The sequence below is a fragment of the Vogesella sp. AC12 genome (assembly GCF_024437575.1).
Taxonomy (GTDB): domain Bacteria; phylum Pseudomonadota; class Gammaproteobacteria; order Burkholderiales; family Chromobacteriaceae; genus Vogesella; species Vogesella indigofera.
Genome location: NZ_JANFNU010000002.1, coordinates 324,394 through 349,962 on the forward strand (window position 1 = coordinate 324,394; position 25,569 = coordinate 349,962).

Sequence of the window (25,569 nt, forward strand, 5' to 3'; positions counted from 1 at the left end):
ATGTCCTTCCGAGATATTTCCCGTATCGCCGGCTCGGCGATGACCGCGCAGACGGTGCGCCTCAATACCGTGGCCAGCAACCTGGCCAACGCCGATTCCGCCGCCGGCTCCGAGGCCGCCGCCTTTCGCGGCCGCAAGCCGGTTTTCGCCAGCCAGATGCAGGGCAGCGGCGAGTGGCAGGGCGTCGGCGTGCGCGTGCTGGACGTGGTGAAAAGCGACAAGCCGGTGCGCAAGGTCAACGATCCGTCCAATCCGCTGGCCGACCAGGACGGCAACGTCTACTTCGGCAACGTCAACGCGGTGGAAGAAATGACCGACATGATGGCCGCCTCGCGCGCATTCCAGACCAACGTCGAGGTGATGGCGCGGGTGAAGGTGATGCAGCAGGACCTGCTGAAACTGGGAGAAGGCTGATGGCCATCGACGCAAGCGCGCTCAACCAGCGCAGCCAGAACGGCAGCAGCACGCAGGCCACCGCGGTGGCCGGCCAGCAGCTGGGCGCCGATGGCGACATGTTCATGACGCTGCTGATGGCGCAGATCAAGAACCAGAACCCGCTGGAGCCGACCGACCCGGCGCAGTTCGTCAGCCAGCTGGTGCAGATGAACCAGATGCAGAGCACGCTGGGCATGCTGTCGGAGCTGAAAAGCAATGCGCTGATGATGCGCGAGCTGCAGGGCCTGGCGCTGGGCGAGCAGGTCGGCAAGCAGGTGCTGGTGCAGACCGACCAGCTGCTGCTGGACGGCAAGCCGGTCGACGGCCGCATCACGCTGGACGGCAGCGACGAGGTGCAGCTGCAGCTCACCGGCGCCGACGGCAGCAGCAAGCTGATCACGCTGGGGCGACAGGACGCCGGCGAATTTGCCTTCACGCTGGACCCGGCCGCCCACGGCCTGCCGGCCGGCCAGTACCAGGCGCAGGTGATCACCGCCGCCAAGTCCGCCGCGCGGCTGGAGTTTGCCGCCGAGGTGCAGGCGGTGCGGCTGCCGGTGCAGGGCGGCGAACCGATTCTTTCCCTTGCCGGGCTGGGTGAGTACCCGGCGTCGTCGATCACCCGACTGTTGGGGTCTGCCAGCAGCACCTCGTCTACCAGGAGCTAACTCAGCATGAGTTTCGAAATCGCGCTTTCCGGCATCAACGCCGTCAATAGCCAGCTTGGCAACATCAGCAACAACATCGCCAACTCCGGGACCTACGGCTTCAAGTCCAGCCGCGACAACTTCGCCTCGATGTACGCCGGCAGCCAGGCCACCGGCGTCGAGGTCGGCTCCACCACCCAGAACATCGGCCGCGGCGGCAGCGTGGTCGCCACCGGCCGCGCGCTGGACGCGGCGATCCAGGGCGGCGGCTTCTTCGTTACCAAGGACAACAACGGCAGCGTTGCCTACACCCGCGTCGGCATCTTCAATACCGACAAGGACGGCGTGCTGGTCGATGCCTTCGGCCGCAAGGTGCAGGGCTATGCCGCGGTAGAGGGCGCACCGGCCGGCACGCTGGGCGCACTGGGCGACATCCAGGTGCCGACCGGCCAGGTCGCGGCCAAGGCCAGCAGCACGCTGGCGTACAGCGGCAACCTGTCCTCCGGCTGGGTGGCGCCGGCGGTGGCGTTCGACAAGGACAATCCGGCCACCTTCAACGGCTCCAGCGTATCGACGGTGTTCGACTCGCTGGGCCAGAAGCACAGCGTCACGCAGTACTTCGTGAAGACCAATCCCAACGAAGTGACCGTGCACTACGCGATGAACGGTGCGCTGCTGCCGACCACCGCGGTGATGACCTTCGGCACCGACGGCCAACTGACTGCCCCGGCGGCCCCGGTGGCGCTGCCGCTGGGCACCCCGGCCGGCGCCTCGGCGCTGAGCGTCAACGTCGACTACAGCGGCACCTCGCAGTTTGCCGGCGAGACCACCTCGGCGGTGAACAGCAGCGACGGCTACGCCGCCGGCACCCGTACCGGCCTGCGGCTGGAAGAGGACGGCACCGTCACCGCCACCTACAGCAACGGCGAGAAACGCGCCGTCGGCACCATCGCGCTGGCGACCTTCCCCAACGAGAACGGCCTGGTGGCGGTGTCCGATACCAGCTGGACCGAGTCCGGCGCCTCCGGCACCGCGCTGCTGTCGGCGCCGGGCAGCGGCAACGTCGGCACGCTGGCGGTCAACGCACTGGAGCAGTCCAACGTCGACCTTACCGCCGAGCTGGTCAACCTGATGACCGCGCAGCGCAACTACCAGGCCAACACCAAGGTGATCTCCACCGAGAACCAGGTGATCCAGGCCCTGATGCAGGCCGTCTGAGCATGGACGCGCTGATCTACACCATCATGAGCGGTGCCAACCGCACCCTCAAGGCGCAGCAGGTGCGCGCCAACAACCTGGCCAACGCCGACACCCCCGGCTTTCGCGCCGACATCGAGGTCGCCAGCAGCCAGGCGGTGCCCGGTTACGGCTACGACGCGCGCCACATGACGGTACTGCAGCCCAGCGCGGTGTCGGTGAAGCAGGGCGTGATCGCGCAGACCGGCCGCGAGCTGGACGTGGCGATCCAGGGCGAGGGCTTCTTTACCGTCGCCACCGCCACCGGCGAGGCCTACACCCGGGGCGGCCAGTTCGATGTCGCCGCCGACGGCACGCTGATGCTGGGCGGCCGCCAGGTGCTGGGCGACGGCGGCGCCATCGTGCTGCCGGAACACCGCCAGGTACAGGTAGCCGCCGACGGTACGGTGTCGGTGCTGCCGCCGGGCTCGGAGGCGATGCAGGCGGTCGGCCGCCTCAAGCTGGTGAAACCGGCGCCGGAAGAACTGAGCAAGACCAGCGACGGCCTGATCGTCAGCCGGCTGGAGCCAACGTTGGCCGCAGACGACACGGTACGGGTGCAGGGCGGCCATCTGGAGCGCAGCAACGTATCGGCGGTGGAAGAGATGATCGCCTCGATGACGCTGAACCGCAGCTTCGAGATGCAGTTGAAGATGTTCAATGCCGCCAATGACATGGTCGAGGCCGGCAACCGCCTGGTGCGCGGCTGACAGGAGAAACCACCATGAATCCAGCACTGTGGATCAGCAAGACCGGCATCCAGGCGCAGGACGCGCGCCTGGGCGCCATCGCCAACAACCTCGCCAACGCCAATACCGTCGGCTTCAAGCGCGACCGCATGGTGTTCGAAGACCTGTTCTACCAGGTGGAACGCCAGCCCGGCGCGCAGGTGGACGACAACAACCTGTCGCCGTCCGGCGTGCAGCTGGGCAACGGCACCCGCCTGGTCGGCACCCAGAAGATCTTCACCACCGGCAGCATCAACACCACCGGCCAGGCGCTGGACGTGGCCATCGTCGGCCAGGGTTTTTTGCAGGTGCAGATGGCCAACGGCGAAACCGGCTACACCCGTGCCGGCCAGCTGCAGGTCAACGCCGAGGGCCGCCTGGTCAACGCGCAGGGCCTGCCGCTGCTGCCGGCGATCACGCTGCCGGCGGACACCACCGCGGTCAACATCAGCGACAGCGGCATGGTGTCGGTCACGCTGTCCGGCGGCACCGCCACCACCGAGGTCGGGCAGCTGACGCTGGCCAACTTCGTCAACCCCACCGGCCTGTTGGCGCTGGGCGACAACCTGTTCCAGCAGACCACCGCCAGCGGTGAGGCGGTGGTCGGCAACCCCGGCAGCGACGCATTGGGCAAGCTGCGCCAGCGCGCACTGGAAGGCTCCAACGTGCAGGTGGTGGAAGAAATGGTGGACATGATCGCCGCGCAGCGCACCTACGAGATGAACACCAAGGTGCTGTCCGCCGCCGACAACATGATGCAGAACCTGGCGCAGGCGGTGCGATGAAGGCGCTGCTGCCGCTGTTGCTGCTGCTGTCGGCCTGCGCGCAGCTGCCGCTGGCACAGGACAGCGCGGAGCTGCCGCTGCCGCCGGTACCGGAGGTGGCGGCGCGGGGCGTGGCCGGCGGCGTGTTCAATCCGGCCGCCGGCTGGTCGCTGCTGTCCGACCGGCGCGCCTTTCGCAGCGGCGACGTGCTGACGGTGCTGCTGGAAGAAACCACCCAGGCCAGCAAGAGCGCCGGCACCAGCTTCGACAAGCAGTCCGGCGTCAGCATCACGCCGTCCATCATCGGCACCCGCGAGTTCGACACCCGGGTCGGCATCTCCGCCGGCCGCGAGTTTGACGGCAATGCCTCCTCCTCGCAGCAGAACAGCCTGTCCGGCGCGCTGACCGTGGTGGTGCAGCAGGTGCTGCCCAACGGCCTGCTGCTGATCAAGGGCGAGAAGCAGCTGACGCTGAACCAGGGCGAGGAATTCCTGCGCCTGGCCGGCTACGTGCGCAGTGACGACATCGACGCGCGCAACCGCGTGTCCTCGCTGCGCATCGCCAATGCCCGCATCGCCTATTCCGGTCGCGGCGCGCTCAGCGACGCCAACGCCCCCGGCTGGCTGACGCGCTTCTTTACCAGTCCGTGGATGCCGTTCTAAGAGAAATCATGCCGAAATTCCTTTCCGTGCTGTTCGCGCTGCTGCTGTGCGGCAGCCTCCTCCCGGCGCAGGCGCAGCCGCTGCGTAACCTGGTGCACGTCGAGGGCATCCGCGACAACCAGCTGATCGGCTACGGCATCGTGGTCGGCCTCGACGGCAGCGGCGACAATTCGCAGGTCAAGTTCACCGGCCAGGCGGTGGCCAACCTGCTGAAACAGCTGGGCCTGCAGCAGGGCGAGCAGGCCGATCCGAAAGTGAAGAACGTGGCGGCGGTGACGGTCAGCGCGGTGCTGCCGCCCGGCTACCGCCGCGGCCAGACCATCGACGTCACGGTGTCGTCGCTGGGCGACGCCAAGAGCCTGCGTGGCGGCACCCTGTTGCTGACGCAGCTGCGCGCCGCCGACGGCGAGATCTACGCGCTGGCGCAGGGCAATGTGGTGATCGCCGGGCTGTCGGCGCAGGGCAAGAGCGGCTCCAGCATCACCGTCAACACTCCGACCTCCGGCCGCATTCCCAACGGCGCCTCGGTGGAGCGCGAGATCGCCAGCGATTTCGACAGCGGCCCCAGCGTCCACCTCAGCCTGAAGAAACCCAATTTCGAGACCGCCACCAACGTGGTCAACGCCATCAACCAGCGCTTCGGCCGTATCGCCAGCACCCGCAACGCCACCGCCATCGAGGTGCAGGCACCGGCGGACCCGACCGCGCGCGTCGCCTTCGTCGCGCGGCTGCAGGCGCTGAACATCAATGTCGGCGGCGAGCTGCCCAGGGTGGTGTTCAATTCGCGCACCGGCACCGTGGTGGTCAGCCAGGGGGTGACGGTACGCCCGGCGGCGGTATCGCACGGCAGCCTGAAGGTGGTGATTTCCGAGCGGCAGCAGGTCAGCCAGCCCGGCGCCTTCAGCAACGGCACCACCGTCGCGGTGCCGGAATCGCAGCTGCGGGTGGAGCAGGGCGAGGGCCGCATGTTCCAGTGGCCGGCCGGCGCGCGGCTGCAGAGCATCATCGACACCGTCAACAGCACCGGCGCCACCCCGGACGACATCATGGCCATCCTGCAGGCGCTGGATCAGGCCGGCGCCATCGACGGCGAACTGGTGGTGATCTGATGGAAACGGTTTTTTCCCCGGACAGCGGCGCAAGGTTGGCCGCAACGGCAGACAGCGCGACGGCCATCGCCCCGGCGCAGCGGCAGCAGGTCGAGCGCGCGGCGGAAGGTTTCGAGGCGCTGTTCATCAAGGAGATGCTGGCGCAGATGCGCAAGGCGACGCGCAGCATGGCCGGGCCGGACAGCATCTTTGCCGACAGCATCAACAGCGACATGCTCGATTTTGCCGACATGGCGATTGCCGAGCAGCTGGCGCGCGAGCGCCGCTTCGGCATCAGCGAGGTGCTGATCGCGCAGCTGCTGCCGCAAAATGCGGCGCCGCCACTTAAGGAATCGCCGGCGGCGGTCGCTTATTCCCCAGTACAGGCCGGCGCCGGCAGCGAACTTGCTGCCTTTGCGATGCCGGTGAATCTCCCTTTCCGTCAGTAAGGTTACGCTATGCGCATGGTGCACAACGCGCTGTCCGGTACCGCCGCCGCCCAGGCCGCGCTCAATACCGTCAGCCAGAACATCGCCAACGTGATGACTCCCGGCTACTCGCGCCAGGGCGTGGTGCTGGCCACGCTGGTGCCCAATGCCGGCGATCCGCACAGTGCCGGCTCCGGCGTCGATGTCAGCGCCATCCGCCGCTTCAGCGACGACTACAAGAACCTGCAGCTGTGGCAGGCGGCGGCCAGCCGTGGCGAGCTGGGCGCGGCACGTCCGTACTACACCCAGCTGGAACAGGTGATGGGCAACAGCGGCAGTAGCCTGTCGGTCGGCCTCGACAAGTTTTACGCCGCGCTGAACGCGGTCAGCGCCGATGTCGGCTCCAGCCCGCTGCGCGACCAGGTAATCAGCGAGGCCGGCGCGCTGGCGCAGCGCGTCAACCACCTCAACCGTGTCTATGCCACGCAGCAGGCGTCGGTCAACGAACAGCGCGGCGCCACGCTGACCCAGATCAACAGCCTGTCCGGCAATATCGCGGCCCTCAACGCCAAGATCGCCGCGGCACAGTCGTCGCAAGTGAACACCTCCGGCCTGCTCGACGAGCGCGACCGCCAGATCGACCAGCTGGCGGCGCTGGTCGACGTGCGGGTGATGTCGCAGCCGGACGGCAGCAAGAGTCTGACATTGCGCAGCGGCCAGCCGCTGGTGATGGGCGACACCGCCGCTCTGCTTGCCAGCAGCACGCAGCCGGACGGCTCGCAGCGGGTGACGCTGGCCTTCGCGCAGGAAACCTTCGTGCTGGCCAATGACAATGTCGGCGGCCAGCTCGGCGGCCTCAACCACTACGAACGCGCGGTGCTGCGCCCGATGGTGGCGGCGGTGAGCACGCTGGCGCAGGAACTGGCCGACCGCGTCAACGGCCAGCTGGCCGCCGGTTTCGACATGGCCGGCAACCCTGGCGCACCGCTGTTCGTGTTTGACGCCGCCAGCGCCGACGGCATGCTGCAGCTGGCCGCGATCCAGTCGTCGCAGCTGGGTTTTTCCGGCGACGCCACCGCCGCCGGCGACAGCCAGAACCTGCTGGCGCTGATCACGGTGAAAGACCAGCCGGTGGTGATCCCCGGCCTTGGCAGCGTGACGCTGAGCGACGCCTACTCGCAGCTCACCGGCCGCCTCGCCATCGACAGCCAGCAGAACAAGGCGGCGCTGAGCACCGCCGAGGTGGTGCGCGCCGAGGCGGAGAGCAGCTGGAAGTCGACCAGCAGCGTCAACAACGACGAAGAAGCGGTCAACCTGATCGAATTCCAGAAAATGTACCAGGCGAACATGAAAGTGATCGCCGTCGCCAACGAGCTGTTCGACAGCACGCTGGCCATGCTGTAAGGAGCCGCCGATGCGCATCGCCAGTACCCAGTACCACACCGCCATGAGCCTGGCGCTGGACCAGACCAGCGCCAAGACCGCCGAGCTGCTGCAGCAGATGTCGTCCGGCAAGCGCCTGCTGCTGCCGTCCGACGACCCGATCGCCAGCGTGCGCCTGCTGCGCCTGGGGCGGGAAGAGGCGGCGCTGGGGCAGTACCGTGACAACATCGCCAGCGTGCGCAGCAAGCTGTCGGTGAACGAGTCCTATCTTGCCGGCATGGGGCGCGACATGCTCGACGTGCGCGACCTGCTGCTGATGACGCTGGAAGGCAGTTACACCGCGCAGGACCTGCGCGACATGGCCGGGCCGCTGCAGAGCCTGCGCGACAGCCTGTTCTACGCCGCCAACAGCAAGGACCAGGAGGGGCGCTACCTGTTCTCCGGCACCGCCATCGCGCAGCCGGCGCTGAGCCTCGATGCGGCGCAACCGGCCGGCAGCCGCTACAGCTTCACTGGCAACAGCCTGCCGCAGCAGGTGATGGTCGGCCACGGCGTGACCCAGGCCGCCAACGTGACGCTGGAACACCTGCCGGACTTCCTCAACAGCCTGGACGCGACCATCGCCGTGCTGCAGGACCCGGCGCTGAACCCGCAGGACCCGGCCACCGGTAGCCAGCTGAGCGCCACGCTGCAGGCGCTGGACGTGGCGCACAACCGCAATACCAGCAAGATCTCGCAGCTGGGCAGCAGCCAGAACACGCTGCAGATGATGGCCGACAACCACGGTAACGTCAGTCTCTCCAATCAGCAGAGCATCACCCAGCTGGAAAGCCTGGATTACGCGCAGGCCAATATCAATATGAACAGCTACATGCTGGCGCTGCAGTCCAGCCAGAAGGCCTACGGCCGCGTCAGCAGCCTGACGCTGTTCGACGTGCTGTAAGGTTGGCCGCACCATGAGTCGCTCCTCGCTTCATCTGGACAGCCCGCGCCAGCCGCTGGCGCGCACCGGTGCCGGCAGTCCGGCCCCGGCCAGCAACGCCGGCGCCGCGCCGGCCACCCCCGCCAGCTCGCCGTCACCGTCTCTGCCGCGCAGCGGCGGCGATCACTGGCGCTACAGCAGCCAGCTCAACCAGCAACTGACCGCGGCGCAGCGCGCGCTCGGCTTTGTCGACGGCCTCGCCGGCCAGCTGGAGGCGCTGAAGGGCGAACTCAGTGGCCAGCTGACGCAGCGGCGGGTGGACAGCGCGCGGCTGGCGCGCGGCATCGAGCAGGTGGCGCAGCAGTGGTCGCAGCGCGGCGCGGCCAGCGGCGGCAGTCTCGACAGCCGCCTGCAGTTCCGCCTGGCCGCCGACGCGCGGCAGACCTTTACCGTGCGCGGCCTGGAAATCGCCAACCTGACCCAGGGCGCACCGGAAACGCTGGTGTTCTTCAGCGGCGAGCCGGGCAGCGGCCCGGCGGCGGTCAAGGTCGGCGAGCCGCTGAGCGAAGCGGCGCTGCTGGCCGCGCTCGGTCGCGCGCTGGCACCGTCCGGCATCCAGCCGCAGCTGGACGAACAGGGGCAGCTGCAGTTTTCGGTGGCGGAAATGGCGTGGCAGGGCGTGCGCGAGCGCTTCAGCCTGCGCGGCGGCGGCATCCGCTTTCCTGCCGGCCAGCCGCAGCACCTGAAACTGCAGCCGACGGAGCAGGCGCTGCAGCCGCAGCAGTGGCAAAGCGCCGACCACGCCGGCGCCCGCCAGACACTGCAGAAGGTGCTGCGCGCGCTGGACCAGCTGCAGCTGTCGCGCGCCGCCATCAGCCGTGCGATGGCCGAGGTGCGCCACGCCATCGCGCAGCTGTCGCAGATGAGCGAACAGCTGTGGGCCGACGGCTTCGTCAACGATTTCAATGCCCGCTTCAACACGCCGGACAGCGAGTCGGGGCTGTACGAGGTGGTGCCGGCGCTGCTCGGCGTCAGCCGCTACCGCGTGCTGTCGCTGCTGGCGTTGCCGTAGCCGACGGCGCGGCAAAGGTTGGCCGCAAAAAAAGGGCGTGCCTCCGTTACGGAGACACGCCCTTGTCGCGTGTGCGCTGGCGCGTCAGAGCCTGTTCAAAGTCTCGCGAGCTAGAGCGAGACAAGGCGAAAACGACTGAGGAGGCGGAGTTTACAAGTAGTAAATGAGCATTCCGAAGGCGTTTTTAACGCCGTATCGCCGAAGCACAGCAGACATTGAACAGGTTCTCAGGCGATCAGGCTGGCCACCTTGGTGGTGATGATATCCACCGCCGGATCGTTGGCACCGTGCGGCAGGATCACGTCGGCAAAGCGCTTGGTCGGCTCGATGAACTGGTTGTGCATCGGGCGCACCGTGGCCAGGTACTGCTCGATCACGCTGTCGGTGGTGCGGCCGCGTTCGGCGATGTCGCGCTTCAGGCGGCGGATGAAACGCACGTCGGCGTCGGTGTCGACGAAGATCTTCAGCGACATCATCTCGCGCAGCGCGGCGTCGTACAGCGGGAACAGGCCCTCGATCACGATCACCGGTGCCGGCTGGATGGTCACGGTGCGCTCGGCGCGGGTGTGGTTGGTGAAGTCGTAGCTCGGCATCTCGATGGCGCGGCCGCAGCGCAGCTCGTCGATGTGCTCGATCAACAGCGGCCAGTCGAAGGCGTGCGGGTGGTCGTAGTTGGTGGCGAGGCGCTGCTCGAAACTGAGGTGGCTCTGGTCGCGGTAGTAGTCATCCTGCACGATCACCGCCGCCATCTCTGCGCCTATGGTTTCCAGCACCTTGCGGGTCACCGTGGTTTTGCCGCTGCCGCTGCCGCCAGCGACGCCGATGATGAACGGAGTCGTCATTTGTCTGTGCCCGATCGAAATGAAAAACCGGCCATTCTAATGACTTGCCGCCAATTTCTCCATCGGCAATGCGTCATCGCTGGCCGGATATGCCAGAAAATCGCCGTTGCCGGCTGTTTTCTGGCAACGGCATGGTCAGGCGTCGGTGGCGGCCTGTTCCAGTTCCGCTTCATCCAGCCATTGCTGCATGGCCGGCAGCGACAGCAGGCTGTCGGCGTAGGCCTGCGACACCGGGTCCAGCGTCACGCCGTAGCTGACAAAGCGCAGCACCACCGGCGCGAACATGGCATCGGCGATGCCGAAGTGGCCGAACAGGAAGTCGCCGTCGGCGACGAAACGCTGGCGCAGCTGGCGCCAGATGGCGGTAATGCGCGCGATGTCGGCGGCGCAGTCGGCGGACGGCTGCAGCTGGGTACGCAGGCAGGCGTTCATCGGCATCTCGCTGCGCAGCGCGGTGAAACCGGCGTGCATCTCGGCGCTGATGGCGCGCGCCTCGGCGCGGTCGGCGCGTTCCTGCGGCCACAGCCGCGCCGCCGGGAACAGCTCGGCGAGGTATTCGCAGATCGCCAGCGAGTCGTGCACCCGCAGCAGGCCGTCGAACAGCACCGGCACCTTGCCGGCGGGGTTGGCGGCCAGCAGCTGCTGCTTGCTGTCCGGGTGGTAGAGGTGGATGTGTTTCTCGGCGAACGGCTCGCCCAGCTGTTTCAGTACCAGCCACGGCCGCAGCGACCACGACGAGAAGTTCTTGTTGCCGATGACGAGGGTCAGCATGATGGCTCCAGTGCAGGATTGAGGGTCATGCTGCATTACAGCCCAGCACCGGCATCAGGACAAGCAAAACGCCCTGCCGGGGTGGGCAGGGCGTGACGGCTGTTGCGGCCAACGTTGTCAGGGCCTTTCAATGTCTGCTGCGCTTCGGTGATACGGCGTTGAAAACGGCTTCGGAATGCTCATTGACCCCATGTCAACTCCGCTTCCTCAGCCGTTTTCGCCTTGTCTCACTCTAGCTCGCGAGACCTTGAACAGGACCTAGTCGGCTTCGTTGATCCAGGCCTGCTGGATCGCTTCCAGCACCTTTTCGCCACCGCGGCTGTGGTCGTCGTCAAAACCGGGCAGGTCTACCACCCAGTTGTGCAGCTCGACGAAGCGGATGGTGGTCGGGTCGATGTCCGGATGTGCCTCGTACAGTTCGATGGCGATATCGTTGATGTCGGTCCATTTCATGGCACGTCTCCTTGGATGCGGCGCGGCTCAGTGGTGTTCGCGGGCGTGGTTGATGGTGTAGCGCGGGATCTCCACCACCAGGTCTTCGCTGGTGACGATGGCCTGACAGGACAGTCGCGACTGCGCTTCCAGCCCCCACGCCTTGTCCAGCATGTCGTCTTCCAGGTCGTCGGACGGCGGCAGCGAGTTGAAGCCTTCGCGCACGATGACGTGGCAGGTGGTGCAGGCGCAGGACATCTCGCAGGCGTGTTCGATTTCGATGTCGTGGGCGAGCAGGGCTTCGCACACGGTGGTGCCGGTGGCGACATCGTCGAGCACGGCGCCCTCGGGGCACAGGTCGGCGTGTGGCAGCACAATGATACGCGGCATGGTCAATCCTTCAGGTGTCGTTCTGCGTTGCGGCCAACGTTGGCCGCAATGCTTACAGGGTTTCGATGTTCTTGCCGGTCAGCGCGCGCTGGATGTTGCGGTCCATGCGGCGCGCGGCAAACGGTTCACTGGCCTGGTTCAGCCGGTGCGAGCAGGCGTTGATGTCCTTGGTGCTCTCGGCGGCGATGGCGTCGCGCAGCGCCTGCATCGCGGCATCCAGCGCGGCGCGTTCGGCCTCGTCGAGCAGGTCGGCGTCGCTGGCCAGCGCGACGCCGATCGCGTCCAGCAGGCTGTCGGCGTCGACGATCGCCTCGCGCAGCTTGCGCGCGTTGATGTCGTCGGCGACGTGGGCGATCGAGTCGGTCAGCATGCGCGTGATCTCGTCATCGGACAGGCCGTAGGACGGTTTCACCTCGATGCTGGCCTCGACGCCGGAGATCATCTCGCGCGCGGTCACCGCCAGCAGGCCGTCGGCGTCGACCTGGAAGGTGACGCGGATGCGCGCGGCGCCGGCCACCATCGGCGGAATGCCGCGCAGCACGAACTTGGCCAGGCTGCGGCAATCGGACACCAGTTCGCGCTCGCCCTGCAGGATGTGCACGGAGAGGGCGGTCTGGCCGTCCTTGAAGGTGGTGAATTCCTGCGCCCGCGCGATCGGGATGGTGCTGTTGCGCGGGATGATCTTCTCGGTGAGGCCGCCCATGGTTTCCAGCCCCAGCGACAGCGGGATCACGTCCAGCAGCAGCCACTCGTCGTCGCCCTTGTTGCCGGCCAGCACGTTGGCCTGGATGGCGGCGCCCAGCGCCACCACCTTGTCCGGGTCGAGGTTGGTCAGCGGCGGGGTGCCGAAGAAATCGCCGACGGCTTTTTGTACCTGCGGCATGCGGGTGGCGCCGCCGACCATCACCACGCCCTTGACGTCCTCGGCGCCGATCTTGGCGTCGCGCAGCGCCTTGCGTACCGGCAGCAGCGTCTTGTCGATCAGCGTCTTGCTGATGGCGTGGAAGGTGGCCTGCGACAGTTGCAGGTCGATGGTCTGGCCGTCGGACAACAACGCGGTGATGCGGGTGTCGGCGTGCTCGGTCAGCGCTTCCTTCGCCTCGCGGGCACGGGTCAGCAGCAGGCGGGTGTCGTGGGCGGAGAGGCCGTGCAGGCCGGCCTGTTCCAGGATCCAGCAGTAGATGCGGTGGTCGAAGTCGTCGCCGCCGAGCGAGGAGTCGCCGCTGGTGGCCAGCACCTCGAACACGCCGCGGGTCAGCGCCAGCACCGACACGTCGAAGGTGCCGCCGCCGAGGTCGTACACCACGTAGGTGCCCTCGGCGCCGTTATCCAGCCCGTAGGCGATGGCGGCAGCGGTCGGCTCGTTCAGGAGGCGCAGCACGTTGAGGCCGGCCAGACGCGCCGCGTCCTTGGTCGCCTGCCGCTGCGCGTCGTCGAAGTAGGCCGGCACGGTGATCACCGCGCCGATCAGTTCGCCGCCGAGGCTGGCCTCGGCGCGTTCACGCAGGCTCTTCAGGATGTCGGCGGACACCTCCACCGGGCTCTTGTGGCCGGCGCGGGTCACCAGCTGCACCATGCCCGGCGCGTCGACGAAGCGGTACGGGCTGCGCGCCACGTCCAGCAGGTCGGCCAGGCCGCGGCCCATGAAGCGTTTCACCGACACGATGGTGTTGTTCGGGTCGCGGCTCTGTTCCGCCTGCGCGTCGAAACCGACGATGGTGCGGCCGTCGTCGCGGTAGCGCACCACCGACGGCAGCAGGCTGCGGCCGTGTTCGTCCGGCAGCACGGTGGCGGCACCGCTTTTCACGGTGGCGACCAGCGAGTTGGTGGTGCCAAGGTCGATCCCGACCGCCAGACGGTGCTGGTGCGGGGCGGCGGATAAGCCGGGTTCGGCGATTTGCAGTAGGGCCATGGCTGCTAGCTACTCTTTATTCAATGATCCGGGCTGGCCGCGGTATTGCGGCCAACCTTGGGTATGCTCAAAACAGCAACGCCTCGATGGCGTCGCCGATTTCCTGATCCAGCTTTTCCAGAAAGCGCAGCTTGCGCACCAGGAGCGCGGCGCTGGCGTGGTCGTGCTGCTCATCCAGCGCGGCGCCCAGCTCGTCTTCCATCGCGCGCACGTCCTGGCGCAGCTGGCGCGACAGCCGTTCCAGCGCGTCGACATCATGACCGTGGCGGGCGTCCTCGATCGCTTCGCGCCATTCCATCTGCGCCATCAGGAAGGCCGGCGGCATGCTGGTGTTGGTTTCCTCGGCGGTGTCGACACCGGCCAGTCGCAGCAGGTAGCGCGCGCGCGCCAGCGGCGATTTCAGCGTCTGGTAGGCTTCGTTGACACGGGTGGCGGCCATCAGCGCGACGCGCTTTTCGGCATCGCCGGCGCTGGCGAAACGGTCCGGATGCACCTGCGCCGCGGCGGTGCGCCACAGCGTGTCCAGTGCGGCGCCGTCCAGCGCAAAGCGGCGCGGCAGGCCGAACAGGGCAAAGTGGTCCTGCTGGAAGTCGGAGAACAGGTCGGCGGTCATGGAGGCTTTCTGCGGGCAACACCCGAGGCGGGCTCGGGACGCGACAGCGGCCCCTGTCAGACAGGGGCCGTCAGCGCGGCAAGGAAATCAGACGTTGAAGCTCTCGCCACAACCGCATTCGTTTTTCACGTTCGGGTTGTTGAACTTGAAGCCTTCGTTGAGGCCTTCCTTGGTGTAGTCCAGCTCGGTGCCGTCAAGGTAGGCGAGGCTCTTGGCGTCGGTGAACACCTTGACGCCGAAGCTCTCGAACGCGATGTCGTCATCGCTGGCGACATCGACGAATTCCAGCTTGTAGGCCATGCCGGAACAGCCGGAAGTCTTGACGCCGAGGCGGACGCCCAGACCCTTGCCGCGCTTGGCGATAAAGTTGCTGACGTGACGGGCGGCGTTTTCGGAAAGCGTGATAGCCATAGTGCGTTTGCCTTCAGGATTAAGAGGGCGGCCACGGCCGCCCGGAATCATTTAGCGTGCTTTTGCTTGTAGTCGGCGACGGCCGCCTTGATCGCGTCTTCGGCCAGGATCGAGCAGTGGATCTTGACCGGTGGCAAGGCCAGTTCTTCGGCGATTTCGGTGTTCTTCAGCGCCATCGCCTGGTCCAGCGTCTTGCCCTTGACCCATTCGGTCACCAGCGAGCTGGAGGCAATGGCGGAGCCACAGCCGTAGGTCTTGAACTTGGCGTCTTCGATCACGCCCTGTTCGTTGACCTTGATCTGCAGCTTCATCACGTCGCCACAGGCCGGGGCGCCGACCATGCCGGTGCCGACCGATTCGTCGCCCTTGTCAAAAGCCCCCACGTTACGCGGGTTCTCGTAGTGGTCCATTACCTTGTCGCTGTATGCCATGATTTTCTCCTTGTCGATGCGGCCGGCCGGTGCAAGGTTGGCCGCATCATGCCATCTGTTAGTGTGCAGCCCATTCGATGCTGTTGAGGTCGACGCCGTCCTTGAACATCTCCCACAGCGGGGACATCTCGCGCAGCTTGCCGATCTTTTCCTGCAGCAGCTTGATCGCGTAGTCGACATCGGCTTCGGTGGTGAAGCGGCCGATGGAGAAGCGGATCGAGCTGTGCGCCAGTTCGTCGTTGCGGCCCAGTGCACGCAGCACGTAGGACGGTTCCAGCGAGGCCGAGGTACAGGCGGAGCCGGACGATACCGCCAGGTCCTTGATCGCCATGATCAGGCTTTCGCCTTCGACGAAGTTGAAGCTCACGTTCAGGTTGTGCGGCACGCGGGCGTCGATGTCGCCGTTGAGGTAGGTTTCCTCGATGCCTTGCAGGCCGGCCCACAGGCGGTCGCGCAGCATGCGGATGCGCTCGTTCTCGGCGTGCATGCTTTCACGGGCGATGCGGTAGGCTTCACCCATGCCGGCGATCTGGTGCGTGGCCAGGGTGCCGGAGCGGAAACCGCGCTCGTGGCCGCCACCGTGCATCTGCGCTTCCAGGCGCACGCGCGGCTTGCGGCGGATGTACAGCGCGCCGATGCCTTTCGGGCCGTAGGTCTTGTGCGCGGAGAAGCTCATCAGGTCGACCTTGAGCTTGTCCAGGTCGATGTCGATCTTGCCGGTGGCCTGCGCCGAATCCACGTGCAGCAGGATGCCGCGGCTGCGCAGCATTTCGCCGATGGCCGGGATGTCCTGGATCACGCCGATTTCGTTGTTCACGAACAGCACGGAGACCAGGATGGTGTCCGGACGCAGCGCCGCTTCCAGTGCCGCGAGGTCGAGCAGGCCGTTGTCCTGCACGTCGAGGTAGGTAACCTCGAAGCCCTGGCGTTCCAGCTCGCGCATGGTGTCCAGCGTGGCCTTGTGTTCGGTCTTCAGCGTGATCAGGTGCTTGCCCTTGCTCTTGTAGAACTGGGCGGCGCCTTTCAGCGCGAGGTTGATCGATTCGGTGGCACCGGAGGTCCACACGATTTCTTTCGGATCGCAGTTCACGAGGGCAGCGACCTGGGCGCGGGCGTTTTCCACCGCTTCCTCGGCGGTCCAGCCGTAGGCGTGGCTACGCGATGCCGGGTTGCCGAAGTTTTCGGTCAGGAACGGGATCATTACCTCCGCCACACGCGGGTCGACCGGCGTGGTCGCGGAGTAATCGAGGTAAATGGGGTGTTTCAGCTCGCTCATTACGGGTTCTCCACGAGGTCGACGGTCAGATGGTGCCGGCGAGAGGCTCGCTACAGGTGCCATTACGGCGTTGTGGGCGTTGATCTATTACTACGCAGGTTTCTTTGGCGCGCTGCGCGTCGACCAGGCTGGCCAGGCTGACCTTCGACAGGTAGTCGAAAATGGTCAGGTTCAGGTTGGTCCACAGGTCGTGTGTCATGCAGCGGTGGTTGTCGTGACAGTTCTCGCGGCCACCGCACTGGGTGGCATCCACCGATTCGTCGACCGCGACGATGATGTCGGCGACGGAGATTTCCTGCACGGTGCGCGCCAGCGTGTAGCCGCCACCGGGGCCGCGCACGCTGTCTACCAGCTGCGAGCGGCGCAGCTTGCCAAATAATTGCTCGAGATACGACAGGGAAATGCCCTGGCGCTCGCTGATGCCGGCCAGCGTCACCGGACCGTTTGCTTCGCGCAGGGCGAGGTCCAGCATGGCTGTTACGGCAAAGCGGCCTTTGGTGGTCAAGCGCATGGTGAAAGGCTCCCTGAATAGTTGTGGCGATTATACCCTAAATCCGAGTAATTTAGTCAACTATTACGGGGCTTGGTTCCACGGGACTGTGGTATCGGGAGTGCCGTCTGGCAAGGGTTGGCCGCAAGGGCCGGGGCAGGCTAGCGCGTGATTATAACGCGCTTTGCTGCGCGTGGCCGGGATTTTTCCGCCGCGACTGGTGTATGATTCGCACAAACAATTGTTTGAATTTTAGCTGCCATAGCGCACACGCCGAAGGATTCTCTATGTATAAGGTTGTCATCAGCGGCACCGGCCTGTTTACCCCGCCCCACGCCGTCAGCAACGAGGCCCTGGTGGTGGCCTTCAACCAGTACGTCGCCGATTTCAATGCTGCCCACGCGGCGCAGATCGCCGGCGGCGAGATCGCGGCGCTGACCGAATCCAGTGCCGAATTCATCGAGAAGGCCTCCGGCATCAAGCAGCGCTACCTGATGGACGCCGCCGGCGTGCTCGACAGCCGGCGCATGGCGCCATCGCTGCCCGAGCGCGACAACGACGCGCTGTCGGTGCAGGCGGAGATGGCGGTGGCGGCGGCGCGCGAGGCGCTGGCCCGCGCCGGGCGCACGGCGGCCGACATCGACATGGTGATCGTGGCCTGCTCCAATATGCCGCGCCCGTACCCGGCGCTGTCGATCGAGGTGCAGCAGGCACTGGGCATCAGCGGCTACGCCTTCGACATGAACGTCGCCTGCTCCTCGGCCACTTTCGGCATCCAGACTGCGGTGGGCGCCATTGCCAGCGGTCAGGCGCGCGCGGTGCTGATGGTGAACCCGGAGATCTGCTCGGCGCACCTCAACTTCCGCGACCGCGACAGCCATTTCATCTTCGGCGATGCCTGCACCGCGGTGCTGCTGGAGCGCGCCGAGCTGGCCACGGCGGCACAGCGCTTCGAGGTGGTGGACTGCAAGCTGGCGACGCTGTTCTCCAACAATATCCGCAACAACTTCGGCTTCCTCAATCGTTGCGACGAGCGCGGCATCGGCGCACTGGACAAGCTGTTTGTGCAGCAGGGGCGCAAGGTATTTAAAGACGTGTGTCCGATGGTGGGCGAACACATCGTCGCGCACCTGGACAGTCAGGCGATCCAGCCTGGCGACGTGAAGCGCTTCTGGCTGCACCAGGCCAATCTGAGCATGAATCAGCTGATCGCGCGCCGTGTGTTGGGGCGCGACGCCGCGGCCGACGAGGCGCCGGTGATCCTGGATCGCTACGCCAATACCAGCTCCGCCGGCTCGGTGATCGCGCTGCACCTGCACCATGAAGACATGGCCGCCGGCGACCTTGGTGTACTGTCGTCGTTCGGTGCCGGTTACTCGGTGGGTAGCGTGATCCTGCGCAAATGCTGAGTGGCAAAATTTAAGTGTCACTAAAATGCCACAGTTTACGGTGGCATTTTTTGCGGCTTTTTTTAGTGGTTGGCGGCATGTTGCCATGGCACCAGCGCCGGGTCCTGAATCACTTTCATGGTGGCGGTACGGAAGTCATGCACCAGAGTGGAGCGGCGGCCGGTGCTGGGGTAGGCCAGTACGTAATCGTGGGTCGCCTCGGTCTGGAATGGCTTTACGACAACGCCATGTTTCTCCCATACCTGGGCGCCAAACGGCTCGACAATGGAGACGCCGAGACCGTGCGCCACCATCGCGTAGCGGGTGTGCGAGGTGTGGGTGCGGATCGGAAACCTAGGTTTTTCAATGCCTTGCGGGAAGTACTTGTCTTCCTGGCCCTGGCTGAGCGGACGGTTGGGTATCCAGCCGATCACGTTCTCGCCGGCGAGGTCGGCCGGGGTGATCACCTCCCTGTCGCACAGCCGGTGTCCGGCCGGCAGCGCGCACAGCACCTCGGCCTGCAGGATCGGTTCCACCTCGATGCCGGCGATCGCGGGGAAGGCGAGGCTGAGGGCGACGTCCACTTTCAGGTCCTGCAGCCGCACCAGTACCTCGGCATTGCCGACCGAGTCGATGTTGACCGGTACGTCCGGCTGCATCTTGAAAAACTCTTTTAAAATCAAAGGTAATAGAGTGGTGGACAGTACCGGCATGCAGGCGACGCTCAGCGCCTGGGTCTCGTCCTTGCGGATGGTTTCGGCGGCCTTGCGCAGGCGTTCGAGGCCGAGGAAATTCTCTTCTACCGCCAGCTGGAAGCGCACCGCCGCGGTGGTTGGTTCCATGCGGCCCTTGGTGCGGTTGAACAGGCGGAAGCCGAGGTCGGCCTCCAGGTCGGCGATCAGGCGGCTGACCGCCGGCTGGGTGATGTGCATGCGCCGCGCCGCGCCCACCGTGGTGCCGGTGTCCATTAACGAGCGGAATGCCTCAATTTGGCGAAAACGGATCATGCCGCGGCCCTGGAAAAGTGAAAGCAAAATCCTATAACAAAATCACATTGATGATGATAATAACTTAGTGGATGTGATAGGTTGGCTGTGAAATACTGCGCCGCAGCCGGCAGACTTTGCCCGGTTCGCAGTTTTTTTACTTGGGCTGAGGTGTGCTTTTTCTGATGCTCCGTTGCAGCGATCGGTATAAAGTCAACTCAAACATGCTGCTGCCAGCCATACACGTAGAACGTTATCGGCTTGTTAGTTGCATGTCGTAATCGGGAAGGGCTTTGCCGCGGTCGTCCGTCAGGATGGCAGCGGAAAACGAGCGGCCCGTCAGCCCGGAACATGGAGGCGTATCAACGCCGTCATTAAAAACACAATAAGGAATAGAGAAACTATGCGAGTTGCTAAACACCTTTTGCTGGCCGCCGGTCTGACTGCCGCGGCATCCGCCGCCCAGGCTGCAGGGACCCTGATCTACTGCTCCGAAGCCAGCCCTGAGGGCTTTGATTCCGCACAATACACTGGCGGCTCTACCTTTGACGCTGCCGGTCACGCCATGTTCAACCGCCTGATCGAGTTCAAGGCCGGCTCCACCAATATCGAGCCGGGTCTGGCCGAGTCGTGGACTTCGTCGCCGGACGGCCTGACTTACACCTTCAAGCTGCGCAAGGGCGTCAAGTTCCACACGACCGAATACTTCACCCCGTCCCGCGATTTCAACGCTGATGACGTGGTGTTCAGCTTCATGCGGATGATCGACAAGAACCATCCGTTCCGCAAAGCGTACAACGTTGAATTCCCGTACGCCTCCGATACCGGCCTGGACAGCAACATCACCGCCGTCGAGAAGACCGATCCGTACACCGTGGTGTTCAAGCTGAAGGCTCCGGATGCCGACCTGCTGGCCAAGATCGCGATGCCGTTCGCGTCGATCCTGTCTGCCGAATTCGGCGACAAGCTGATGAAGGAAGGCAAGGCGTCGATGATCAACCAGCAGCCGGTCGGCACTGGTCCGTTCATCCTGAAGCGCTACCAGAAAGACGCGCAGATCCGTTATGCGGCCAACAAGCAGTACTGGAAAAAAGGCGACGTCAAGGTCGACAACCTGATTTTCGCGATCACCACCGACCCGTCGGTACGTGCGCAGAAGATGAAGGCCGGCGAATGCCAGATCATGTCTTATCCTAAGCCGCAGGATCTGGCCGGTATGAAGGCTGATCCGTCGCTGAAGATGCTGTCCGCTCCGGGCTTCAACATCGGCTACCTCGCCTACAACGTTGAAAAGCCGCAGCTGAAGAAGCTGGAAGTGCGCCAGGCACTGGACATGGCCATCAACCGCAAGGCGATCATCGATGCCGTGTACCAGGGCCAGGGCCAGGAAGCGGCCAACCCGTTCCCGGCATCCTTGTGGTCGTATAACAAGTCGCTGCGCAACCAGCCGACCGATATCGCCAAGGCCAAGGCCCTGCTGGCCAAGGCCGGCTACCCGAACGGCTTTGAAATCACCCTGTGGGCGATGCCGGTACAGCGTCCGTACAACCCGAACGCCAAGCTGATGGCGGAAATGATCCAGGCCGACTGGGCCAAGATCGGCGTCAAGGCCAAGATCACTTCCTACGAGTGGGGCGAATACCTCAAGCGCATGAAGAACGGCGAGCATGATGCCGGCCTGATCGGCTGGACCGGCGACTACGCCAGCCCGGACAACTTCCTCGGCGTATTGCTGACTTGCGAAGCTATCGGCGGTTCCAACTACGCGCGCTACTGCAGCAAGGCTTTCGACAAGGAAGTGCTGGGCGCCCGCAAGAGCACCGACCTGAAGCAGCGCACCGCCATGTACGCGAAGGCCCAGGAAATCTTCAAGAAAGATATGCCATGGTCGACCATCGCCCACTCGGTGGTGAACCAGCCGATGCGCAAGGAAGTGAACGGCTTCAAGATCAGCCCGTTCGGCGACTATTCCTTCAAGGGTGTTAGCGTCAAGTAAGTTCGCGGTATCGCCCGGCGGGTCCGGGTGAATGGCAAGGAGGGCGCCTTTGGCCCCTCCTTGTTCATTATCAGGCGAACGGTTTATGCAAAAGGAAAGTCGGGGCGCGGCAGCGGTGGGTAGATGTCTCGTGATTGACCTGCATCAAGGCGGTCACGGCGTGCGATCCGTAAAGTGCGTCTTGCCGTGGCGGCGATTGCATCTGGTGTAGGTGGGTGGTCAGATGCAGCTACGTCGCCCGGCACCCCTCCCGCTTTCCTTCCTGCTGTTCCCGTTCCCTGTCTCTTGCAGCAATACGTCACGCCAGTCTTGTGCGTGTACGGGAGACCTTCACATGTTTTTCTTTATCCTGCGTCGTCTTGGCGTACTGATTCCGACATTTTTCGGCATCACGCTGATTACCTTCAGCCTGATCCGCATGATCCCGGGCGATCCCATCGAAGTGATGATGGGGGAGCGTTCGCTTGACCCCGCCCTGCACGCGGCGGCGATGAAGCGTCTGGGTCTGGATCAGCCGCTGTATATCCAGTACTTCGACTACATCAGCAACCTGTTCCAGGGCAACCTGGGTGCCTCGCTGAAAACCCAGCAAAGCGTGTGGAGCGAATTCACCACCCTGTTCCCGGCGACGCTGGAACTGGCGCTGTGCGCACTGGTGTTCGCCACCGTCTGTGGCCTGCTGGCCGGCGTGGTGGCGGCGATCAAGCGCGGCTCCATCTTCGACCACGGCGTGATGGGCATCTCGCTGACGGGCTTCTCGATGCCGATCTTCTGGTGGGGCCTGATCCTGATCATGCTGTTCTCGGTACAGCTGGGCTGGACCCCGGTTTCCGGCCGCCTCGATCTTGCCTTTGACGTGCAGCCGCAGACCGGCTTCATGCTGATCGACGCCTGGCGCGCCGAAATGGCCGATCCCGAATACAACGCCGGCGCCTTCAAGGACGCGGTGATGCACCTGATCCTGCCGGCCATCGTGCTGGGCACCATCCCGCTGGCGGTGATCGCGCGGATGACGCGCTCGTCGATGCTGGAAGTGCTGCGCGAAGACTACGTGCGCACCGCTCGCGCCAAGGGCCTGTCGCCGGCGCGCGTGATCTTCATCCACACCCTGCGCAACGCGCTGATCCCGGTGCTGACCGTGATCGGGCTGCAGGTGGGCACGCTGATGGGTGGTGCGGTGCTGACCGAGACCATCTTCTCCTGGCCCGGCATCGGCAAGTGGCTGATCGACGCCATTGGCCGTCGCGACTACCCGGTGGTGCAGAACGGCATCCTGATCGTGGCCACACTGGTGATCGTCACCAACTTCATCGTAGACATCCTGTACGGCATCGCGAACCCGCGCATCCGTCATGCCAAGTAAGAGGCGAGCAATGACATCCATTTCTACTGCGCCCGCTGCGGCGCCGGTCGAAGAGCTGGCCGCCGGCTATCCTTCGCCGCTCAAGGAGTTCTGGCAGGGCTTCTCCCACAACAAGGGCGCCGTCGCCGGGCTGGTGTTCATGTCCATCGTCGCCTTCTGTGCGCTGTTTGCGCCGTGGATCGCGCCGTATGACCCGATCGAACAGTTCCGCGACTACTTCCTGACACCGCCGGCCTGGGCCGCGGGTGGCAGCAGCCAGTTCCTGCTCGGCACCGACGAGCTTGGCCGCGATATCCTGTCGCGCCTGATCTACGGCGCGCGCCTGTCGCTGCTGATCGGTCTGGTATCGGTGGTGATGGCGCTGATTCCCGGCGTGGTGATGGGCCTGCTGGCCGCCTTCTTCCCCAAGGCGCTGGGCACCCTGATCATGCGCCTGATGGACGTGATGATGGCCTTGCCGTCGCTGCTGCTGGCGGTGGCGATCATGGCCATCCTCGGGCCGGGCCTGGTCAACGCGATGATCGCCATTGCCGTGGTGTCGCTGCCGGCCTACGTGCGGCTGACGCGTGCCTCGGCGATGACCGAACTGAACCGTGACTACGTGACCGCCTCGCGCGTCGCCGGTGCCGGCCTGTTCCGTCTGATGTTCGTTACCGTGCTGCCCAACTGCATGGCGCCGCTGATCGTGCACGCCACCATGAGCTTCTCCTCCGCCATCCTGGAAATCGCCGCCCTGGGCTTCCTCGGTCTCGGCGTACAGCCGCCGACACCGGAGTGGGGCACCATGCTGGCCTCGGCGCGTGACTACATGGACAGCGCCTGGTGGGTGGTAACCCTGCCGGGTCTGACCATCCTGGTCTCGGTGTTGTCGATCAACCTGATGGGCGACGGCCTGCGCGATGCGCTGGACCCGAAAATGAAGCGCGCGGCGTAAGGGAAAATCATGAGTCTGTTGCAAATCAAGAACCTCTCGGTCGAGTTCGGCTCCGAGAAAAACCCGTTCCGCGCCGTGGAAGGGCTGGACCTGTCGGTCGACCAGGGCGAGATTGTCGGCATCGTCGGCGAATCCGGCTCCGGCAAGTCGGTAACCATGATGGCGATGATGGGCCTCTTGGAAGGGCAGGGCCGCATCGTGGCCGACGAACTGACCTTCGACGGCAAGAACCTGCTCACCATCAGCGCGCGGGAACGCCGCAAGATCGTCGGCAAGGACATCGCCATGATCTTCCAGGACCCGATGACCTCGCTCAACCCGAGCTACACCGTCGGCTACCAGATCATGGAAGTGCTGAAGGTGCACCAGGGCCTGCGCGGCGCCGAGCTGAAGGCGCGCGCACTGGAACTGATGGAGCTGGTGGAGATTCCGGCGGCGAAGACCCGTCTCGAAGCCTACCCGCACCAGCTGTCCGGCGGCATGAGCCAGCGCGTGATGATCGCGGTGGCACTGGCCTGTAACCCCAAGCTGCTGATTGCCGACGAGCCGACCACCGCGCTGGACGTCACCATCCAGGCGCAGATCATGGACCTGCTGGTCAATCTGCAAAAAGAACGCAATATGGCTCTGCTGATGATCACCCACGATCTGGCGGTGATTGCCGAGGTGGCACACCGCGTGGCGGTGATGTACGCCGGCCAGGTAGCCGAGGAAGGCACCGTGCCGCAGCTGTTCCGTCACCCGGTGCATCCGTATACCCAGGCGCTGCTGTCCTCCATTCCGGAACACAGCAAGGGCGCACGCCGGCTGGTGACCCTGCCCGGCATCGTGCCCGGCCAGTACGACCGCCCCAGCGGCTGCCTGCTGTCGCCGCGCTGCCCGTACGTGCAGGAACGCTGCCGCAACGAGCGTCCCGGCATCACTGCGCACGAGCATGGTGCCGTGCGTTGCTTCTACCCGCTGTTCGAGAAGAAGGAGGCCCCATGAGCCAGACCGTATTGCAGGCTCGCGACCTGACCCGTCACTACGAGGTGTCGCAGGGCTTCATGAAACCGAAGGCCGTGGTCAAGGCGCTGAACGGCGTGTCGTTTGAACTGCAGGCTGGCAAGACGCTGGCGGTGGTCGGCGAATCCGGCTGCGGCAAGTCCACGCTGGCGCGGCAGCTGACGCTGATCGAGGCGCCGACCGCCGGTTCGCTGGTGCTGGACGGTGTCGACATCGCCAGCGCCGGCAAGGCCGCGCTGAAGGCGCTGCGCAGCAAAGTGCAGATGGTGTTCCAGAACCCGTACGCCTCGCTCAACCCGCGGCAGAAGGTCGGCGACCAGCTGGGCGAGCCGCTGCTGATTAACACCAAGCTGACGGCGCAGCAGCGCGAGGACAAGGTCAAGGCGATGATGAAGCGCGTCGGCCTGCGCCCCGAGCACTACTACCGCTACCCGCACATGTTCTCCGGCGGCCAGCGCCAGCGTATCGCCATCGCCCGTGCCATGATGCTGCAGCCGCAGATCGTGATTGCCGACGAGCCGACTTCGGCACTGGATGTGTCGATCCAGGCGCAGGTGCTGAACCTGTTCATGGACCTGCAGGAAGAGTTCAACACCGCCTACGTGTTCATCTCGCACAACCTGGCGGTGGTGGAGCACGTCGCCGACGACCTGATGGTGATGTACCTCGGCCGCGCGGTGGAGGTGGGCAGCAAGGAAGTGATCTACGCCAAGCCGCTGCATCCCTATACCCAGGCGCTGCTGTCGGCGACACCGTCGATCTATCCGGAAGACCGCAGCATCAAGATCAAGATCCACGGCGAGCTGCCCAGCCCGCTCAATCCGCCAAGCGGCTGCGCCTTCCACAAGCGCTGCCCCTACGCGACCGATCTGTGCGGCAAGGAAGTACCGCAATTGCGCAGCCTCGAAGGCCGCGAAGTGGCGTGCCATCATGCGGAAACCATCAACGCCTGATATTCTGTAAGAGA

28 protein-coding genes are annotated in these 25,569 nt (G+C 65.1%); 17 read left to right on the top strand and 11 right to left on the bottom strand.

Going from position 1 to position 25,569, the window contains the following annotated elements:
- The 11 genes from flgC to NOM55_RS05455 are packed head-to-tail and all read left to right on the top strand — an operon-like array spanning position 1 to position 9,362.
- The gene (gene flgC, locus NOM55_RS05405) at positions 1 to 414 is read left to right on the top strand and encodes a flagellar basal body rod protein FlgC (protein ID WP_047966881.1); all 414 of its coding nucleotides are present in this window, start codon (positions 1 to 3) and stop codon (positions 412 to 414) included.
- On the top strand, positions 414 to 1,100 hold the full coding sequence (locus NOM55_RS05410) for a flagellar hook capping FlgD N-terminal domain-containing protein (protein WP_255907799.1): 687 nt from the start codon (positions 414 to 416) through the stop codon (positions 1,098 to 1,100). The genes flgC and NOM55_RS05410 overlap by 1 nt, the downstream gene beginning before the upstream one ends.
- A gap of 6 nt (positions 1,101 to 1,106) precedes the next feature.
- Positions 1,107 to 2,297, top strand: coding sequence for a flagellar hook protein FlgE (locus tag NOM55_RS05415; RefSeq protein ID WP_255907800.1), 1,191 nt, complete (start codon positions 1,107 to 1,109; stop codon positions 2,295 to 2,297).
- A gap of 2 nt (positions 2,298 to 2,299) precedes the next feature.
- On the top strand, positions 2,300 to 3,025 hold the full coding sequence (locus tag NOM55_RS05420) for a flagellar basal body rod protein FlgF (RefSeq protein WP_255907801.1): 726 nt from the start codon (positions 2,300 to 2,302) through the stop codon (positions 3,023 to 3,025).
- A gap of 14 nt (positions 3,026 to 3,039) precedes the next feature.
- Entirely contained in the window at positions 3,040 to 3,828 is a 789-nt protein-coding gene (flgG, locus tag NOM55_RS05425) for a flagellar basal-body rod protein FlgG (RefSeq protein ID WP_120810532.1), read from the top strand.
- Positions 3,825 to 4,469: a flagellar basal body L-ring protein FlgH gene (gene flgH, locus NOM55_RS05430; protein WP_120810533.1), complete on the top strand. Its 645-nt coding sequence runs from the start codon at positions 3,825 to 3,827 to the stop codon at positions 4,467 to 4,469. Before flgG ends, flgH begins: the two co-directional genes overlap by 4 nt.
- 8 nt (positions 4,470 to 4,477) lie before the next feature.
- Positions 4,478 to 5,578 carry a flagellar basal body P-ring protein FlgI gene (locus tag NOM55_RS05435; protein ID WP_255907802.1) on the top strand — a complete coding sequence of 367 codons (1,101 nt, stop codon included), beginning with the start codon at positions 4,478 to 4,480 and terminating at the stop codon, positions 5,576 to 5,578.
- A complete protein-coding gene (locus NOM55_RS05440; RefSeq protein ID WP_255907803.1) occupies positions 5,578 to 6,006 on the top strand; it encodes a flagellar biosynthesis protein FlgJ in 429 nt (142 codons plus the stop codon). The genes NOM55_RS05435 and NOM55_RS05440 overlap by 1 nt, the downstream gene beginning before the upstream one ends.
- A gap of 9 nt (positions 6,007 to 6,015) precedes the next feature.
- Positions 6,016 to 7,389 carry a flagellar hook-associated protein FlgK gene (gene flgK / locus NOM55_RS05445; RefSeq protein WP_255907804.1) on the top strand — a complete coding sequence of 458 codons (1,374 nt, stop codon included), beginning with the start codon at positions 6,016 to 6,018 and terminating at the stop codon, positions 7,387 to 7,389.
- A gap of 10 nt (positions 7,390 to 7,399) precedes the next feature.
- A complete protein-coding gene (gene flgL, locus NOM55_RS05450; RefSeq protein WP_047966872.1) occupies positions 7,400 to 8,311 on the top strand; it encodes a flagellar hook-associated protein FlgL in 912 nt (303 codons plus the stop codon).
- A gap of 13 nt (positions 8,312 to 8,324) precedes the next feature.
- Entirely contained in the window at positions 8,325 to 9,362 is a 1,038-nt protein-coding gene (locus NOM55_RS05455; RefSeq protein ID WP_255907805.1) for a hypothetical protein, read from the top strand.
- A gap of 227 nt (positions 9,363 to 9,589) precedes the next feature.
- Here the strand turns inward: NOM55_RS05455 and udk are convergent, their stop codons facing one another.
- The 10 genes from udk to iscR all read right to left on the bottom strand — a co-directional run bounded on the left by udk (position 9,590) and on the right by iscR (position 16,951).
- A complete protein-coding gene (gene udk / locus NOM55_RS05460; protein ID WP_255907806.1) occupies positions 9,590 to 10,204 on the bottom strand; it encodes a uridine kinase in 615 nt (204 codons plus the stop codon).
- A 135-nt stretch (positions 10,205 to 10,339) separates the two neighbouring features.
- Positions 10,340 to 10,975 carry a glutathione S-transferase family protein gene (locus NOM55_RS05465; RefSeq protein ID WP_047966870.1) on the bottom strand — a complete coding sequence of 212 codons (636 nt, stop codon included), beginning with the start codon at positions 10,973 to 10,975 and terminating at the stop codon, positions 10,340 to 10,342.
- A 258-nt stretch (positions 10,976 to 11,233) separates the two neighbouring features.
- Positions 11,234 to 11,428, bottom strand: a complete 195-nt coding sequence (gene iscX / locus NOM55_RS05470) for a Fe-S cluster assembly protein IscX (RefSeq protein ID WP_047966869.1) — start codon at positions 11,426 to 11,428, stop codon at positions 11,234 to 11,236.
- 27 nt (positions 11,429 to 11,455) lie between these two features.
- Complete coding sequence (fdx, locus tag NOM55_RS05475; protein ID WP_047966868.1) at positions 11,456 to 11,797, bottom strand: ISC system 2Fe-2S type ferredoxin; 342 nt, start codon at positions 11,795 to 11,797, stop codon at positions 11,456 to 11,458.
- A gap of 52 nt (positions 11,798 to 11,849) precedes the next feature.
- The gene (gene hscA, locus NOM55_RS05480) at positions 11,850 to 13,709 is read right to left on the bottom strand and encodes a Fe-S protein assembly chaperone HscA (protein WP_255907808.1); all 1,860 of its coding nucleotides are present in this window, start codon (positions 13,707 to 13,709) and stop codon (positions 11,850 to 11,852) included.
- Positions 13,710 to 13,776: 67 nt separating this feature from the next.
- On the bottom strand, positions 13,777 to 14,322 hold the full coding sequence (gene hscB, locus NOM55_RS05485; protein WP_255907810.1) for a Fe-S protein assembly co-chaperone HscB: 546 nt from the start codon (positions 14,320 to 14,322) through the stop codon (positions 13,777 to 13,779).
- An 87-nt stretch (positions 14,323 to 14,409) separates the two neighbouring features.
- A complete protein-coding gene (iscA, locus tag NOM55_RS05490; protein ID WP_047966865.1) occupies positions 14,410 to 14,733 on the bottom strand; it encodes an iron-sulfur cluster assembly protein IscA in 324 nt (107 codons plus the stop codon).
- 47 nt (positions 14,734 to 14,780) lie between these two features.
- The gene (iscU, locus tag NOM55_RS05495; RefSeq protein WP_047966864.1) at positions 14,781 to 15,164 is read right to left on the bottom strand and encodes a Fe-S cluster assembly scaffold IscU; all 384 of its coding nucleotides are present in this window, start codon (positions 15,162 to 15,164) and stop codon (positions 14,781 to 14,783) included.
- A gap of 58 nt (positions 15,165 to 15,222) precedes the next feature.
- Positions 15,223 to 16,431, bottom strand: coding sequence for an IscS subfamily cysteine desulfurase (locus NOM55_RS05500; RefSeq protein WP_202902726.1), 1,209 nt, complete (start codon positions 16,429 to 16,431; stop codon positions 15,223 to 15,225).
- Between the two features lie 34 nt (positions 16,432 to 16,465).
- Complete coding sequence (gene iscR, locus NOM55_RS05505) at positions 16,466 to 16,951, bottom strand: Fe-S cluster assembly transcriptional regulator IscR (protein WP_047966862.1); 486 nt, start codon at positions 16,949 to 16,951, stop codon at positions 16,466 to 16,468.
- Positions 16,952 to 17,217: 266 nt separating this feature from the next.
- On the opposite strand from iscR, the gene NOM55_RS05510 reads away from it, so the two are divergent.
- Positions 17,218 to 18,339: a beta-ketoacyl-ACP synthase III gene (locus NOM55_RS05510; RefSeq protein WP_255907811.1), complete on the top strand. Its 1,122-nt coding sequence runs from the start codon at positions 17,218 to 17,220 to the stop codon at positions 18,337 to 18,339.
- Positions 18,340 to 18,401: 62 nt separating this feature from the next.
- Here NOM55_RS05510 and NOM55_RS05515 read toward each other — a convergent pair whose 3' ends face one another.
- Positions 18,402 to 19,325, bottom strand: a complete 924-nt coding sequence (locus NOM55_RS05515) for a LysR substrate-binding domain-containing protein (protein ID WP_255907812.1) — start codon at positions 19,323 to 19,325, stop codon at positions 18,402 to 18,404.
- Between the two features lie 382 nt (positions 19,326 to 19,707).
- On the opposite strand from NOM55_RS05515, the gene NOM55_RS05520 reads away from it, so the two are divergent.
- The 5 genes from NOM55_RS05520 (at position 19,708) to NOM55_RS05540 (ending at position 25,555) form a co-directional block, all read left to right on the top strand.
- Positions 19,708 to 21,300, top strand: coding sequence for an ABC transporter substrate-binding protein (locus tag NOM55_RS05520; protein WP_047966859.1), 1,593 nt, complete (start codon positions 19,708 to 19,710; stop codon positions 21,298 to 21,300).
- Between the two features lie 334 nt (positions 21,301 to 21,634).
- Entirely contained in the window at positions 21,635 to 22,663 is a 1,029-nt protein-coding gene (locus tag NOM55_RS05525) for an ABC transporter permease subunit (RefSeq protein ID WP_047966858.1), read from the top strand.
- 10 nt (positions 22,664 to 22,673) lie between these two features.
- A complete protein-coding gene (locus NOM55_RS05530; protein ID WP_255907814.1) occupies positions 22,674 to 23,597 on the top strand; it encodes an ABC transporter permease subunit in 924 nt (307 codons plus the stop codon).
- Between the two features lie 9 nt (positions 23,598 to 23,606).
- Positions 23,607 to 24,584 carry an ABC transporter ATP-binding protein gene (locus NOM55_RS05535; RefSeq protein WP_120810542.1) on the top strand — a complete coding sequence of 326 codons (978 nt, stop codon included), beginning with the start codon at positions 23,607 to 23,609 and terminating at the stop codon, positions 24,582 to 24,584.
- Positions 24,581 to 25,555, top strand: coding sequence for a peptide ABC transporter ATP-binding protein (locus tag NOM55_RS05540; protein WP_047966855.1), 975 nt, complete (start codon positions 24,581 to 24,583; stop codon positions 25,553 to 25,555). The genes NOM55_RS05535 and NOM55_RS05540 overlap by 4 nt, the downstream gene beginning before the upstream one ends.
- The last annotated feature ends 14 nt before the right edge of the window (positions 25,556 to 25,569 follow it).

Excerpts from the sequence above, each read along its gene's own strand:
- NOM55_RS05410 (WP_255907799.1), top strand. The coding sequence starts at position 414 with ATGGCCATCGACGCAAGCGCGCTCAACCAGCGCAGCCAGAACGGCAGC.
- NOM55_RS05415 (WP_255907800.1), top strand. The coding sequence starts at position 1,107 with ATGAGTTTCGAAATCGCGCTTTCCGGCATCAACGCCGTCAATAGCCAG.
- NOM55_RS05420 (WP_255907801.1), top strand. The coding sequence starts at position 2,300 with ATGGACGCGCTGATCTACACCATCATGAGCGGTGCCAACCGCACCCTC.
- fdx (WP_047966868.1), bottom strand. The coding sequence starts at position 11,797 with ATGCCGCGTATCATTGTGCTGCCACACGCCGACCTGTGCCCCGAGGGC.
- flgG (WP_120810532.1), top strand. The coding sequence starts at position 3,040 with ATGAATCCAGCACTGTGGATCAGCAAGACCGGCATCCAGGCGCAGGAC.
- NOM55_RS05530 (WP_255907814.1), top strand. The coding sequence starts at position 22,674 with ATGACATCCATTTCTACTGCGCCCGCTGCGGCGCCGGTCGAAGAGCTG.
- iscX (WP_047966869.1), bottom strand. The coding sequence starts at position 11,428 with ATGAAATGGACCGACATCAACGATATCGCCATCGAACTGTACGAGGCA.
- NOM55_RS05520 (WP_047966859.1), top strand. The coding sequence starts at position 19,708 with ATGCGAGTTGCTAAACACCTTTTGCTGGCCGCCGGTCTGACTGCCGCG.
- NOM55_RS05510 (WP_255907811.1), top strand. The coding sequence starts at position 17,218 with ATGTATAAGGTTGTCATCAGCGGCACCGGCCTGTTTACCCCGCCCCAC.
- NOM55_RS05465 (WP_047966870.1), bottom strand. The coding sequence starts at position 10,975 with ATGCTGACCCTCGTCATCGGCAACAAGAACTTCTCGTCGTGGTCGCTG.
- iscA (WP_047966865.1), bottom strand. The coding sequence starts at position 14,733 with ATGGCTATCACGCTTTCCGAAAACGCCGCCCGTCACGTCAGCAACTTT.
- NOM55_RS05525 (WP_047966858.1), top strand. The coding sequence starts at position 21,635 with ATGTTTTTCTTTATCCTGCGTCGTCTTGGCGTACTGATTCCGACATTT.
- NOM55_RS05435 (WP_255907802.1), top strand. The coding sequence starts at position 4,478 with ATGCCGAAATTCCTTTCCGTGCTGTTCGCGCTGCTGCTGTGCGGCAGC.
- hscB (WP_255907810.1), bottom strand. The coding sequence starts at position 14,322 with ATGACCGCCGACCTGTTCTCCGACTTCCAGCAGGACCACTTTGCCCTG.
- NOM55_RS05535 (WP_120810542.1), top strand. The coding sequence starts at position 23,607 with ATGAGTCTGTTGCAAATCAAGAACCTCTCGGTCGAGTTCGGCTCCGAG.
- flgL (WP_047966872.1), top strand. The coding sequence starts at position 7,400 with ATGCGCATCGCCAGTACCCAGTACCACACCGCCATGAGCCTGGCGCTG.
- NOM55_RS05455 (WP_255907805.1), top strand. The coding sequence starts at position 8,325 with ATGAGTCGCTCCTCGCTTCATCTGGACAGCCCGCGCCAGCCGCTGGCG.
- iscU (WP_047966864.1), bottom strand. The coding sequence starts at position 15,164 with ATGGCATACAGCGACAAGGTAATGGACCACTACGAGAACCCGCGTAAC.
- NOM55_RS05440 (WP_255907803.1), top strand. The coding sequence starts at position 5,578 with ATGGAAACGGTTTTTTCCCCGGACAGCGGCGCAAGGTTGGCCGCAACG.
- NOM55_RS05515 (WP_255907812.1), bottom strand. The coding sequence starts at position 19,325 with ATGATCCGTTTTCGCCAAATTGAGGCATTCCGCTCGTTAATGGACACC.
- flgK (WP_255907804.1), top strand. The coding sequence starts at position 6,016 with ATGCGCATGGTGCACAACGCGCTGTCCGGTACCGCCGCCGCCCAGGCC.
- udk (WP_255907806.1), bottom strand. The coding sequence starts at position 10,204 with ATGACGACTCCGTTCATCATCGGCGTCGCTGGCGGCAGCGGCAGCGGC.
- hscA (WP_255907808.1), bottom strand. The coding sequence starts at position 13,709 with ATGGCCCTACTGCAAATCGCCGAACCCGGCTTATCCGCCGCCCCGCAC.
- iscR (WP_047966862.1), bottom strand. The coding sequence starts at position 16,951 with ATGCGCTTGACCACCAAAGGCCGCTTTGCCGTAACAGCCATGCTGGAC.
- flgH (WP_120810533.1), top strand. The coding sequence starts at position 3,825 with ATGAAGGCGCTGCTGCCGCTGTTGCTGCTGCTGTCGGCCTGCGCGCAG.
- flgC (WP_047966881.1), top strand. The coding sequence starts at position 1 with ATGTCCTTCCGAGATATTTCCCGTATCGCCGGCTCGGCGATGACCGCG.
- NOM55_RS05540 (WP_047966855.1), top strand. The coding sequence starts at position 24,581 with ATGAGCCAGACCGTATTGCAGGCTCGCGACCTGACCCGTCACTACGAG.